This is a genomic window from Saccharopolyspora sp. 7B (assembly GCF_020177435.1).
Lineage (GTDB): Bacteria > Actinomycetota > Actinomycetes > Mycobacteriales > Pseudonocardiaceae > Saccharopolyspora_C > Saccharopolyspora_C gregorii.
This window is the reverse complement of the sequence record NZ_JAIUKC010000207.1, coordinates 1-12,047: the sequence shown is the minus strand read 5'-3', so window position 1 is coordinate 12,047 and position 12,047 is coordinate 1. Positions and strand designations below refer to the sequence as shown.

The following is a 12,047-nucleotide window of genomic DNA, read 5'->3' as shown; positions in this document are numbered from 1 at the left end:
GGGGGGCGCCCCGCGCCCGCGGGGGGGGGGGCCCCCCCGCGCCGCCCCCCCCGCGCCCCCCCCCCCCCCGGGCCCCCCCCGCGGGGCCCCCCCCCGGGGGGGGGGGCGCCCCAGCGCGCCCGCGTGGCGCGCCACCCGGCCCGGCGGGGCGTGGTCCGACGGGGGAGACGGGCCACGCTCTTCTGTTCGCTCTCGCGGGATCGGGGAGTGCGTGGGAGCCGATCAGCGAGAGCAGTGCCAACTTCGCAGAGTCACGCACTGGCCACAAGTCCGAGTTCCTACTCCATACGAGTGATCTTACTCACCGAAGGTAACGCTTCGGCTTATTCAGTGCGGTATGGCCGCCTCGAATGTGAGCGGCGACACTTTCGTGTCACAACGGCACGGTGAATCCATAACCGTCGAGTGACGGCCACAACCGATCTGCGGGCTCACTGCCAGCGGCTGCCGTCCCCTGAAGATCATCACTCGATACGGTGGCTCACTGCTCTGAGTGATCGATTTCGGGGTGACATCCGGCCGGTTCGACCGAAAAAACCTCACGTTCGATGAAGGTGCGTCCCGGGGCGGAGCAACGCGGATCAACCCGTTCGGACCAACGCGGGCTGCTCCGGCCCGTTCCCCGGCCGACGGCCCGCCGCGCGGGCGACCGGAGGGCTCCGACGGCCCGGCGGGGCGCGGGAGCCCGTCGCTCGACGACTCCGGCGGCATGCGGGGCCGCGCCGTTCGGCGACCATGGCGCGCGACCGCGGTCCCCGGGGCGAGCGCGGCGGCGGTGGCACGGCCCGCCCGCTCCCTGGCATAGCCTGAGCCCATGACCATCGGGACTCTGGTACTGCTGCGACACGGCGAAAGCACCTGGAACGCCGAGAACCTGTTCACCGGCTGGGTCGACGTCCCCCTCTCCGAGAAGGGCACGACCGAGGCCCGCCGCGGCGGCGAGCTGCTGCGCGAGACCGGGGTGCTGCCCGACGTGCTGCACACCTCGCTGCTGCGCCGCGCCATCACCACCGCCAACATCGCGCTGGACGTCGCCGACCGGCACTGGATCCCGGTGCGGCGCGACTGGCGGCTCAACGAGCGGCACTACGGCGCGCTCCAGGGCAAGAACAAGAAGCAGACCCTGGACGAGTACGGCGAGGAGCAGTTCATGCTCTGGCGCCGCTCCTACGACACCCCGCCGCCGGAGATCGACCCGGGCGACGAGTTCAGCCAGGAAGGCGACGCGCGGTACGCCGATCTCGGCGCCGAGATGCCGCGCACCGAGTGCCTCCAGGACGTGGTGACCCGGCTGCTGCCGTACTGGGAGAGCGCGATCGTGCCGGACCTGCGCGCCGGGCGGACGGTGCTGGTGGCCGCGCACGGCAACTCGCTGCGCGCGCTGGTGAAGCACCTGGACGGGATCTCCGACGCGGACATCGCGGGGCTGAACATCCCGACGGGCATCCCGCTGCGCTACGACCTGGACGAGCAGCTGCGGCCGACGAACCCGGGCGGGACCTACCTGGACCCGGACGCCGCGGCCTCGGCCGCCGCCGCGGTCGCGAACCAGGGCCGCTGAGCTCCGGCGGTGATCGCCCCGCGCGTTCGGTGGCGGGGCGATCACCAGCCGTGTTCGCACCTCGAGCAGTTGTTCCGGGCGACACCTGAACGAAGGTGTCGCCCGCGTTGCGTCCGCTCCCCGTTCACGGAACCGGTGGCGGAACGCAGCGCAGCTGAACCGGGTTCCACTTTCGAGTGAATCAGGGGTGAAGAACGCCCCGATTCATGTCGCGGGCATCACGGATCGCGCTCGCGGGCTGGTCCAGCACGGGCTCTCCCTGCTTACGATGCCAACGTGACCGCATTGGGCTATACCGCCCTGATCATCGGCCTGCTGGCGATCGGCGTGGCGGCCGGCTACCTGGCCGCCCGGACGGCGCGGGTTCGCGAACGGCGCAGGCCCGCTGGGCCGACCGTCGCCGAACTGCTGCAACGGCTCGTGCACACCACCAACAACGGCATCGTCGTGCTCAACCGGTTCGGCGACGTGGTGCTGCACAACCCGCGCGCCGACGAGCTCGGCTTCGTCCGGGACAAGCGGGCCGACGCCCGCGCCCGCGCGGCGGCCGAGCAGGCGCTGGAGACCGGCGAACCCGTGACCGTGGACCTGTCCCCGCTGAACCGCACCTCGCTGCGCGGCCGCGGTCCGGCGGCGGTGCACGGCGAGGTCCGGCCGCTCGGCGACGGGTTCACCGTCGTCGACGCCGGGGACGAATCCGACGCGGTGCGGCTGGAAGCGACCCGCCGGGACTTCGTCGCCAACGTCTCCCACGAGCTCAAGACCCCGGTCGGGGCGCTCGCGCTGCTGGCCGAGGCGGTGATCGACGCCGCCGACGACGCCGACGAGGTGCGCCGGTTCTCCACCAAGATCCTGCACGAGTCGACCCGGCTGGGAACCCTCGTCTCCGAGCTCATCGCGCTGTCCCGGTTGCAGGGCGCCGAACGCCTGCCGGAGCTGACCACCGTCGAGGTCGACGCCGTCGTCGAGGAGGCGCTGGGCCGCTCCCGGATCGCCGCCGAGTCCGCGGGCATCGAGATCGCCGTCGACGAGCCCAGCGACCTGCTGCTCGACGGGGACCGGACGCTGCTGGTGACCGCGCTGAGCAACCTCATCGACAACGCGGTGGCCTACTCGCCGCCGGGGTCGCCGGTCTCCATCAGCCGCCGCATGGTCGGCGACTTCGTGGAGATCGCGGTGACCGACCGCGGCATCGGCATCGACCCGCAGCACCAGCAGCGGGTGTTCGAGCGGTTCTTCCGCGTGGACCCGGCGCGCTCCCGGGCCACCGGGGGCACCGGGCTCGGGCTGGCCATCGTCAAGCACGTCGCCGCCAACCACGGCGGCGAGGTGAAGCTGTGGAGCAGGCTCGGCACCGGCTCCACCTTCACCCTCCGGGTCCCCCGGCACGGGGCCGACCCGGAGGGCGCCGGGGAGCAGGGCGCGGCACCGGCCGCGGAGCCCACCGGCTCCGAGCCGTCCGGTGGCCAGGCCCGGCCGGGCGCGGCCGAACGGGGCCGGGCGGAGACCCGCCCCGAGACCGATAGTGCGGACGGGGTCGCAACCGTCGAAACGGGAGGAGTCCGGTGACCAGGGTGCTGATCGTGGAGGACGAGGAGTCCTTCGCAGACCCGTTGGCGTTCCTGCTGCGCAAGGAGGGTTTCACCGCCGCGGTCGCGACGACCGGGCAGGAGGCGCTCGAGGAGTTCGACCGCAACGGCGCCGACATCGTGCTGCTGGACCTGATGCTGCCCGGCATGAGCGGCACCGACGTGTGCAAGCAGCTGCGGCAGCGCTCCGCCGTGCCGGTGATCATGGTGACGGCGCGGGACAGCGAGATCGACAAGGTGGTCGGGCTGGAGCTCGGCGCCGACGACTACGTCACCAAGCCGTACTCGGCCCGCGAGCTCATCGCCCGGGTCCGCGCGGTGCTGCGCCGCGGCGGCGAGGCCGAGGACCTGCAGCCGCAGGTGCTGGAGGCCGGTCCGGTCCGGATGGACGTGGAGCGGCACGTGGTGACCGTCGGCGGCGAGGAGACCAGCCTGCCGCTCAAGGAGTTCGACCTGCTGGAGTACCTGCTGCGCAACGTGGGCCGGGTGCTGACCCGCGGCCAGCTGATCGACCGGGTGTGGGGCGCCGACTACGTCGGGGACACCAAGACGCTCGACGTCCACGTGAAGCGGCTGCGCTCCAAGCTGGAGCCGGACCCGGCGGAACCGCAGTTCCTGGTGACCGTCCGCGGTCTGGGCTACAAGTTCGAGGTGTGATCCGCCCCGCGGCCGGGCGCCCGCCCGCACCTGCGCGAACGCCGGTCCGGTGCGGTGGCCGGGCGCGTGGTGACCGCGCGCCGCTGCCGACGCGAACCGGGCGGAACTCCCAGCACGTCCGGGTTCGGGCGCATTCCCGGCCCCCACCCGCCTCGGGGGCGCGGTTGCGGCCGGTAACGTTATCGGTCATGCGCCTAGGGGTGCTCGACGTCGGATCCAACACCGTCCACCTGCTCGTGGTGGACGCGCACCGTGGTGCCCATCCGACCCCGATGACATCGGAGAAGACCGTGCTGCGGCTGGCGGAGCGGATCGGTGCCGACGGGCGCCTCGCCGACGCCGACGCCGACGAGCTCGTCGCCAACGTCGCGCAGGTGAAGCAGGCCGCCGAGCAGGCGGGGTGCGAGGACCTGATGGCGTTCTCGACCTCCGCGATCCGCGAAGCCCACAACTCCGCCGAGGTGCTCGCCCGCGTGCGGGACGAGACGGGCGTGGAGCTGCGCGTGCTCAGCGGCGAGCAGGAGGCGCGGCTGACGTTCCTCGCCGCCCGCCGCTGGTGCGGCTGGTCCGCGGGCCGGTTGCTGCTGCTGGACATCGGCGGCGGCTCGCTGGAGATGGCGATCGGCATCGACGAGCAGCCCGACCTGGCGGCGTCGCTGCCGCTGGGCGCGGGCCGGCTGACCCGGACCCGGTTGCCGCAGGACCCGCCGACGCAGCGCCAGGTGGCGGAGATGCGGGACTGGCTGGACGACCAGCTGGCGGCGACGGCGAAGCGGTTCCGCAAGAGCGGCAGCCCCGACCGCGCCGTCGCCACCTCGAAGACGTTCCGCTCGCTGGCCCGGCTGACCGGCGCCGCACCGGCCTCCGCGGGTCCGCGCGTGCCGCGCAGCCTCACCGAGACGGGGCTGCGGCAGCTGCTGGCGTTCATCACCAGGATGTCGGCGGCCGACCTGGCCACGCTCGACGGGGTCAGCAGCGCGCGCTCGCACCAGCTGATCAGCGGTGCGCTCGTCGCGGAGGCGGTGATGCGCGCGCTGGGGGTGGCGGAACTGGACATCTGCCCGTGGGCGCTGCGGGAAGGAGTCATCCTCCGGCGGCTGGACCACGCCAACGGAGAGGACCACACTGCGATGCGGACCCGCGCCGAGTTCGGGTCGTTCGACGCGGAGCGGGCCTCCGCGAACGGGTCAGACGTGGATCGGGGAACTGGACGGCAAGCCCACTACGGGGCACGGTGGAATCGATGAGTCGGGACAGCGGGTCCGAGCACCCGAGCCAGCGCACCGTCGCCGAGCTGCTCGCCGAGTACGGCGGCGGCTCGCAGCGCAGCGCGCACAGGCGACGCAGGCGAGCCGAGGACCCGAGCGAGACCGCCCCGCAGGCGATCATCCAGCGGGTGCTCTCGGACAGCGGCACGATGCGCGCGATCAAGCCGGAGGAGGCCGAGGAGGCCGGTTCCGGCCAGCCCGAGGGCGGCGCACCGCAGGCGCCCGGCCGGGCCGCTCCGCAGCCGCAGGGCACCGGGCCGCAGCCCGCGGTACCGCCCGCCGGGCCACCGGCACCGCCCGCGGCGCCGCAGCAGTTCTCCGGGCCGCCCCCGGCAGGGCCGCCGCCCGGCCCGCCGCGCCCGCAGGCGCCCGCCGCGCAGGCCCCCGCTCCGCAGGCTCCTGCCGCGCAGGCACCTGCCGCGCAGGCACCCGCTCCGGCACCGCAGGCACCGCCCGTCGAGGACGAGCAGACCGCAGACCCGGACCAGGGCTCCGGTTTCTGGGCCCGCCGCTTCGCCGCGGCCGGGGCACCGCCGCGCGCGACCCCGCCGCCGGACGCGCCCGATGCGGGACCGTCCGACGCGGAGATGACCGTGCAGCAACCCGCGCTGGGGCCGGTCCCGGCAGCCGGGCCGCACGAGCAGCCGACCCGCTCGGTGCCGCTGGAAGGCGCCACCGAGCAGCTGCCGCGGGTGGAGGCGGAGGCCAAGAGCGCCGGTGCGGACGGCACCGCGATGCTCGCCTACCCGCCCGCGGACGCCGCCCCGGCGCGCGGCGACGACCCGTACGACTTCGACGACTACGAGGACTACGACTCGGGCACCGCCTACGCGTCCCCGGCGAACTACGACGACTACGCCGAGGACGCCGAGGCCACCCGGTACCGCGAGGACGGCTACGACGCCGACGACGAGTTCGACGAGTACGACGAGGCGCTCCCCGCCGGGCTCGACGCGGACGACTACCGCGCCGACGCCGACGACGACGAGGAGGAGTCGGAGCCGACCACCGGCAAGGAGTGGCTGGTGCTCGCCCTGCAGGGCGGCGCGGGCCTGGTGTGCGGTGGCGCGGTGTGGTTCGCGTTCCGCTGGCTGTGGACGGCGATCCCGATCGCGGCGCTGGTCGCCGCGCTGGCGATCACCGGCGCGCTGGTGTTCATCGCGCGGAAGTTCTTGCGCACCGACGACTTGCAGACGATCCTGCTCGCGGTGCTGGTCGGCCTGATCTGCACCGTGTCGCCCGCCGCACTGCTGCTGATCGGGCAGTGAGACCGGGTTCGCCGCGCGGATCCCGAGCCGCGTGGAGGATCCGGTGGGGCGCGAGACGCTGGGGCAGCACATGACACCGCAACCGAACACGGCGGAGACCGAGCACCACCCCGACATCCCGGTCGGGCTCTCCAGCGCATCGGTGTGGCCCCAGCCGGCCCGGGCCGCGTTCGAGATGGCCGCGGACCTGGGCTTCGACGGGGTCGAGGTGATGGTGTGGGCGGACGCGGTGAGCCAGGACGTCGCCGCGCTGCACCGGCTGTCCCGGGAGCACGGGGTGCCGATCCTGGCGGTGCACTCGCCGTGCCTGCTCATCACCCAGCGGGTGTGGTCGCCGGAGCCGGAGGAGCGGCTGCGCCGGGCCGTGGTGGCCGCCGCGGACCTGGGTGCGTCGACGGTGGTGGTGCACCCCCCGTTCCGCTGGCAGCGCCGGTACGCGGAGGGCTTCTCGGAGCTCGTCGGCTCGTTGGAGGAGACCAGCGGGATCCGGGTCGCGGTGGAGAACATGTTCCCGATCCGCCCGCCGAACCGGCTGAACCGGCTGCGCGGCGGGAAGTCCGGCGGTCTGTCCGCGTTCACGCCGTCGCCGGACCCGACGGAGGTCGGCTACGGCAGCTACACGCTGGACCTGTCGCACGCGGCCGCGGCGCACGTGGACGCGATCGAGCTGTACAAGCGGATGCAGGACCGGCTGGCGCACGTGCACCTCGCCGACGGGACCGGGGCTCCCCGTGACGAACATCTCGTGCCGGGCCACGGCTCGCAGCCGTGCGCGGAGGTCTGCGAGCTGCTGGCGGCGGACGGCTTCGCCGGATCGGTGGTGCTGGAGGTGAACAGCCGCAAGGCGCGCAACCAGCAGGAACGGGCCGCGTTGCTGGCGGAGGCGCTGGTGTTCGCGCGGTTGCACCTGCAGGCGCCGGGTCGGCCGCGGGCCGGGTGAGCCCGGCCCCCACCCGGTGATCAACTTCGGGGCGGGAACGTAGGATCATGGCATGAGTACGATTCGCGCCTCGCTCGCTCAGGAGCGACGCCGGCACTGCGCGGGTCGCGCGTGAACGACACCCCCTTCCTCGACACCCTCGCCGTCCGCCCGCTGGGCGACGGCACCTTCGTCGCCGACCTGCACCCGGACTGGTCCGTCGGGGACCGCCCGCACGGCGGCTACCTGCTGGCGCTGCTCAGCCGCGCCGCCGTCGGTGACGGGCAGCTGGAACCGCTGTCGGTCAGCGCGCAGTACCTGAACTCGCCGAAGGTGGGCCCGGTGCTGCTGCGGACCGAGCTGCTCAAGGCGGGGCGGACCGTCACCGTCGTCCGCGCCGTGCTGGAGCAGGCCGGGCAGCGGTGCGTGGACGCCACCATCACCCTCGGCCAGGTGCCCGACGAGCCGCCCAGCTGGTCGGACCTGCCGGACATGCCGGTGAACCCGCCCGCCGACGCGATCGACCTGGGCAGCACGGACGCGTCCTGGCCGGGTGGCCTGGCCAAGGCCTGCGACATGCGGCTCGACCCGCGCGGCGCCGGGTTCCTCCGCGGCAGCACCGAGGAGCCGCTGCGGCTGCGGTTGTGGGCGCGCCCGCACCAGGGGCAGCCGGACCTGCTGTTCGGGCTCGTCGCGGGCGACCTCACCATGCCGGTCACCTTCAACCTGGGCCGCTTCGGCTGGTCCCCGACGGTGCAGCTGACGGCGCTGCTGCGGGCCCGGCCCGCGAACGGCTGGCTGCGGCTGGTCGTGGAGTCCAAGGCCGTGCACGGGCAGTGGTTCGACGAGGACACCCTCGTCATCGACTCCACCGGCCGGCTGGTGTGCCAGGCCCGGCAGCTGGCGCTGAGCGCGCGGTAGCGGTTCCCGATCCCGGGCGGGCCGGTGCGGCTCGCCCGGTTCGGCCGGTGCGCGGGGTTAGGGTGGCGGCGGCTCCGGCCGCGATCGCCGCCGAGGGCCCGATCACCGCCGACACCAGGGAGACCGCCGTGCCGTCCGTGCGCATCCACCCCATCCAGCTCGACTTCGAGCACTCCGGCGGCGGCCAGGTGTGCAAGCTGTGCGGCGCCCGGGAGCAGTGGAGCGCGGCGGCGCAGCCGACGGTGCAGGGCCCGGCCTACGACCGCTCCCTGCACCTGTCCCACCTGGTCCGCGAACACCTCGACCAGGTGCAGGACACCTTCTCCCACGCGGAACGCGCCAAGGAACAGCGGATCGACGACTCCGCGGCCGACGACGAGGACTCGTGACCGGGCGGGCGGCGGTTCCCGGGCCGCCGCCCCCCCGCGTCAGGCCTGTTCGAGGTCGAGGGCCCCGTCGGCGTGCTGCTTGCGGAGCCGCTTCTTGTCGTACTTGCCGACGCTGGTCTTCGGCGCCTCGGCCAGGAACGTCCAGTGCTCCGGAAGCTGCCACTTCGCGACCCGGTCGGCCAAGAACGCGCGCAGCTCCGCCGCGTCGGCCGACGCGCCCTCGTGCAGCACCACGGCCGCGAGCGGGCGCTCGTCCCACTTCGGGTCCGGCACGCCGACGACCATCGCCTCGGCCACCGCCGGGTGCGCCACCAGGTGGTTCTCCAGCTCGACCGTCGAGATCCACTCGCCGCCGGACTTGATGACGTCCTTGGCGCGGTCGGTGAGCCGCAGGAAACCGTCCGCGGACAGGGTGCCGACGTCCTCGGTGCGCAGCCAGCCGTCGTGGAACTTCTCCACGTCCTCGCCGCCGTGGTACGAGGACGTGACCCACGGGCCGCGCACCTCCAGCTCGCCGACGCTCGTGCCGTCCCACGGCAGCTCCCGGCCGTCGTCGCCGATCAGCCGTGCCTCCACCGCCGCCGCCAACCGGCCCTGCGACTCCCGGTACGGCCACTGCGACTCGCCGACCGCCGAGGCGGGCGGGCGGGCCACGCTGCCCAGCGGGGACGTCTCGGTCATGCCCCACGCATGCAGCACCGGGATGCCGTAGCGCTCCTGGAACGTCCGCATCAGCGCGGGCGGGGGGGGGGGGCCGCCCCCCACGACCTCGCGCAGCGAGGAGATGTCCTTGGGGTGCGATTCCAGGTGCTGCAGTAGGCCCTGCCAGATCGTCGGCACCGCGGCCGCCATCGTCGGGCGCAGCGAGGAGATCATCGCGGCCAGCGGCTCGGCCTGCAGGAACCGGTCCGGCATGATCAGCGAGGCGCCGGACATCAGCGCCGCGTACGGCAGGCCCCAGGACATGGCGTGGAACATCGGGACGACCGCCAGGCCGCGGTCCGCCTGCGCCAGCGCCATCCCGTCCGACATGCACACCTGCATCGAGTGCAGCCAGATCGAGCGGTGCGAGTAGACGACGCCCTTCGGGTTCCCCGTGGTGCCGGACGTGTAGCACATCGCCGCCGCGGCGCGTTCGTCCTGCTCCGGCCACTCGAAGACCTCCGGGCGGCCGCGCAGCAGCTCCTCGTAGCCGTGCACCTGGACGCCGTCCGGGGCCGCCAGCGCCGCCGGGTCCCCGCCGCTGACCACGACGTGGCGCACCGTGCTCATCGCGGGCAGCACCTTCTGGAACAGCGGCAGCAGGCTCGCGTCCACGACGACGACGTGGTCCTCGGCGTGGTCGGCGATGTAGCTGACCTGCTCCGGGAACAACCGGATGTTCAGCGTGTGCAGCACCGCGCCCATCGCGGGCGCCGCCAGGTACACCTCGAGGTGCTCGGCGTTGTTCCACATGAACGTGGCGACGCGCTGGTCATCGGTGACGCCGAGGGAGCGCAGCCCGTGCGCGAGCTGGGCCGCGCGCCTGCCGACCTCGGCGTAGCTGCGGCGGCGCGGCTCGTCCCCGGTCCAGGTCACCACCTCCGAAGCACCGTGTACCCGGCTGCCGTGCTCGAGGATCCTGGCGATCGACAGCGGGCCGTCGTGCATCGTGCTCAGCATCGGGATCGGACCTCCTCGTCCGCGCGCTCGGCGCTCCGCAACATCGATGTCGTGGTTGCCGACACACTAACCGCGCAGGTGGCGCCTGGGGAGGGTCCTGCGCGGACGTTCTGGCACCCTGTTCCGCATGAATTCGATTGCCGTACTGGGCGCGGGCAAGATCGGCGAGTCGCTGCTGGCGGGGCTCCTGCAGGCGGGGCGGAACGCGGATGAGCTGATGTTCACCGAGCGCCACCCGGAACGGGCCGCGCAGCTGACCGCGGAGTACGGCATCGAGCACGTGGACGTCGCCACCGCGGTGCGCCGCGCCGACGTGCTCGTGGTGGCGGTGAAGCCGCAGGACATCGAGCCGTTGCTGGACCAGGTCGCGCCGCTGCTGGACGCGGCGACGCTGGTGGTCTCGCTGTGCGCCGGCCTGCCCACCAAGCTCTACGAGCGCAGGCTCGCCGAAGGAACCCCGGTGGTGCGGGTGATGCCGAACACCCCGATGGTCGTCGGCGAGGCGATGAGCGCCATCTCCGCCGGATCGCACGCGGGCGACGAGCACCTGGCCGTGGTGGAGGAACTGCTCAGCAGCGTCGGCAAGGTCGTCCGGGTCCCCGAGACCCAGCAGGACGCGGTGACCGCGCTGTCCGGTTCCGGGCCCGCCTACTTCTTCTACCTGGTCGAAGCGATGATCGACGCGGGCATCCTGCTCGGCATCCCGCGGGCCACCGCCGCCGACCTGATCGTGCAAGCCGCGGTGGGCGCCGCGACGATGCTGCGCGACGGCTCGGAGGGCCACCCGACGATCCTGCGCGAGGCCGTGACCTCGCCGGCCGGGACCACCATCGCGGGCATCCGCGAGCTGGAGAAGCACGGTGTGCGGGCCGCCCTCATCGACGCCATCGAAGCCGCCAGGGACCGTTCGGTGGAACTGGGCCGCGCGCACGACTAGGACCACCGGTTCCCCGGCGCTGACCGGCGGAAACCCCTGGATCCGGGACGTTCGCGCATCGCAGGAATCCCAACCGTCCCGCTACTCTCGACGGAGCACGTGCGTGTGGAGTCCGTCGGAGGGGAAGCCGACGGCGCGCGCGGGCCGAAGGACTCGGTGAAGCATGTCTGCGAACTCGGAACCCAGCCAGCAAGCACCCCCGCAGGTGGGGAACGTGCAATTCCTCACCGTGGCCGAAGTGGCCAGGTTGATGCGGGTGTCGAAGATGACCGTCTACCGGCTGGTGCACGCCGGTGAGCTCCCCGCGGCACGCGTGGGGCGCTCCTTCCGCGTGGCGGAGAACGACGTGCACTCCTACCTGGAGAACGCCTACTACAACGCGGGATGAGCGCCGTCGTCCCCCGGGCGCGGCGGCGCCCGTCCGGGGGTGCCGGGCCGCCCTGACGGACCACTCCGTCAGGGGGTGACCGGTGGGCGGGTAGGCTGCGGGATCGATCGTGCCTGCTGCCGGTGCTCCCACCGGCGGTGCGCCAGGGGCAGCACCGGCACGAGAAGACGTTCGTACCAACGCCGACAGCGAAGGATTCCGCATGGGCTCGGTCATCAAGAAGCGCCGCAAGCGCATGTCCAAGAAGAAGCACCGCAAGCTTCTGCGCAGGACCCGCGTCCAGCGTCGCAAGTTGGGCAAGTAAGGGATCTGCCGGACTCCGGCCCGCGCCCACGCGGTGCGAGATCGGGAGTCTCGGATCTCGCGCCTTCGCCGCCGCCCCCCCCCCGCGGGGGGGCGGGGGGGGGGGGGGCCCCCCCCCCCCCCCGGGGGGGCCGGGGGGGGCGGGGGGGGGGCCCCCCCCCCCGCGGGGGGGGGGGGGGGGGCAC

The 12,047-nt window shown here is 73.5% G+C and carries 12 protein-coding genes; 11 read left to right on the top strand and 1 reads right to left on the bottom strand.

From position 1 onward, the window contains the following. Nucleotides 1-814 precede the first annotated feature (814 nt). The 8 genes from LCD33_RS26135 (at nucleotide 815) to LCD33_RS26100 (ending at nucleotide 8,572) form a co-directional block, all read left to right on the top strand. A complete protein-coding gene (locus tag LCD33_RS26135) occupies nucleotides 815-1,561 on the top strand; it encodes a phosphoglyceromutase (protein ID WP_224962018.1) in 747 nt (248 codons plus the stop codon). Between the two features lie 276 nt (nucleotides 1,562-1,837). Beyond that, a complete protein-coding gene (locus LCD33_RS26130) occupies nucleotides 1,838-3,130 on the top strand; it encodes a cell wall metabolism sensor histidine kinase WalK (protein ID WP_224966641.1) in 1,293 nt (430 codons plus the stop codon). After that, a complete protein-coding gene (locus LCD33_RS26125; RefSeq protein ID WP_224962022.1) occupies nucleotides 3,127-3,807 on the top strand; it encodes a response regulator transcription factor in 681 nt (226 codons plus the stop codon). The genes LCD33_RS26130 and LCD33_RS26125 overlap by 4 nt, the downstream gene beginning before the upstream one ends. 188 nt (nucleotides 3,808-3,995) lie before the next feature. Next, entirely contained in the window at nucleotides 3,996-5,054 is a 1,059-nt protein-coding gene (locus LCD33_RS26120; protein WP_224962024.1) for a Ppx/GppA phosphatase family protein, read from the top strand. Further along, entirely contained in the window at nucleotides 5,051-6,343 is a 1,293-nt protein-coding gene (locus tag LCD33_RS26115; RefSeq protein WP_224978383.1) for a hypothetical protein, read from the top strand. Before LCD33_RS26120 ends, LCD33_RS26115 begins: the two co-directional genes overlap by 4 nt. Before the next feature lie 70 nt (nucleotides 6,344-6,413). After that, nucleotides 6,414-7,283, top strand: a complete 870-nt coding sequence (locus LCD33_RS26110) for a sugar phosphate isomerase/epimerase (protein WP_224966643.1) — start codon at nucleotides 6,414-6,416, stop codon at nucleotides 7,281-7,283. Nucleotides 7,284-7,394: 111 nt separating this feature from the next. Continuing rightward, nucleotides 7,395-8,183, top strand: coding sequence for a thioesterase family protein (locus LCD33_RS26105; RefSeq protein ID WP_224962029.1), 789 nt, complete (start codon nucleotides 7,395-7,397; stop codon nucleotides 8,181-8,183). A 62-nt stretch (nucleotides 8,184-8,245) separates the two neighbouring features. Further along, nucleotides 8,246-8,572 carry a hypothetical protein gene (locus tag LCD33_RS26100; RefSeq protein ID WP_224962031.1) on the top strand — a complete coding sequence of 109 codons (327 nt, stop codon included), beginning with the start codon at nucleotides 8,246-8,248 and terminating at the stop codon, nucleotides 8,570-8,572. Between the two features lie 39 nt (nucleotides 8,573-8,611). Here the strand turns inward: LCD33_RS26100 and LCD33_RS26095 are convergent, their stop codons facing one another. Continuing rightward, a complete protein-coding gene (locus LCD33_RS26095) occupies nucleotides 8,612-10,234 on the bottom strand; it encodes a long-chain fatty acid--CoA ligase (protein WP_224978382.1) in 1,623 nt (540 codons plus the stop codon). 127 nt (nucleotides 10,235-10,361) lie between these two features. Between LCD33_RS26095 and proC the strand changes: the two genes are divergently transcribed. From proC to LCD33_RS26080, 3 genes are all read left to right on the top strand, one after another. Beyond that, nucleotides 10,362-11,171: a pyrroline-5-carboxylate reductase gene (proC, locus tag LCD33_RS26090; RefSeq protein WP_224962035.1), complete on the top strand. Its 810-nt coding sequence runs from the start codon at nucleotides 10,362-10,364 to the stop codon at nucleotides 11,169-11,171. A gap of 163 nt (nucleotides 11,172-11,334) precedes the next feature. Next, a complete protein-coding gene (locus tag LCD33_RS26085) occupies nucleotides 11,335-11,559 on the top strand; it encodes a helix-turn-helix domain-containing protein (protein WP_224962037.1) in 225 nt (74 codons plus the stop codon). Nucleotides 11,560-11,761: 202 nt separating this feature from the next. After that, nucleotides 11,762-11,863: a 30S ribosomal protein bS22 gene (locus LCD33_RS26080; protein ID WP_003402602.1), complete on the top strand. Its 102-nt coding sequence runs from the start codon at nucleotides 11,762-11,764 to the stop codon at nucleotides 11,861-11,863. The last annotated feature ends 184 nt before the right edge of the window (nucleotides 11,864-12,047 follow it).

Excerpts from the sequence above, each read along its gene's own strand:
- LCD33_RS26135 (WP_224962018.1), top strand. The coding sequence starts at position 815 with ATGACCATCGGGACTCTGGTACTGCTGCGACACGGCGAAAGCACCTGG.
- LCD33_RS26120 (WP_224962024.1), top strand. The coding sequence starts at position 3,996 with ATGCGCCTAGGGGTGCTCGACGTCGGATCCAACACCGTCCACCTGCTC.
- LCD33_RS26115 (WP_224978383.1), top strand. The coding sequence starts at position 5,051 with ATGAGTCGGGACAGCGGGTCCGAGCACCCGAGCCAGCGCACCGTCGCC.
- LCD33_RS26110 (WP_224966643.1), top strand. The coding sequence starts at position 6,414 with ATGACACCGCAACCGAACACGGCGGAGACCGAGCACCACCCCGACATC.
- LCD33_RS26095 (WP_224978382.1), bottom strand. The coding sequence starts at position 10,234 with ATGCTGAGCACGATGCACGACGGCCCGCTGTCGATCGCCAGGATCCTC.
- proC (WP_224962035.1), top strand. The coding sequence starts at position 10,362 with ATGAATTCGATTGCCGTACTGGGCGCGGGCAAGATCGGCGAGTCGCTG.
- LCD33_RS26085 (WP_224962037.1), top strand. The coding sequence starts at position 11,335 with ATGTCTGCGAACTCGGAACCCAGCCAGCAAGCACCCCCGCAGGTGGGG.
- LCD33_RS26080 (WP_003402602.1), top strand. The coding sequence starts at position 11,762 with ATGGGCTCGGTCATCAAGAAGCGCCGCAAGCGCATGTCCAAGAAGAAG.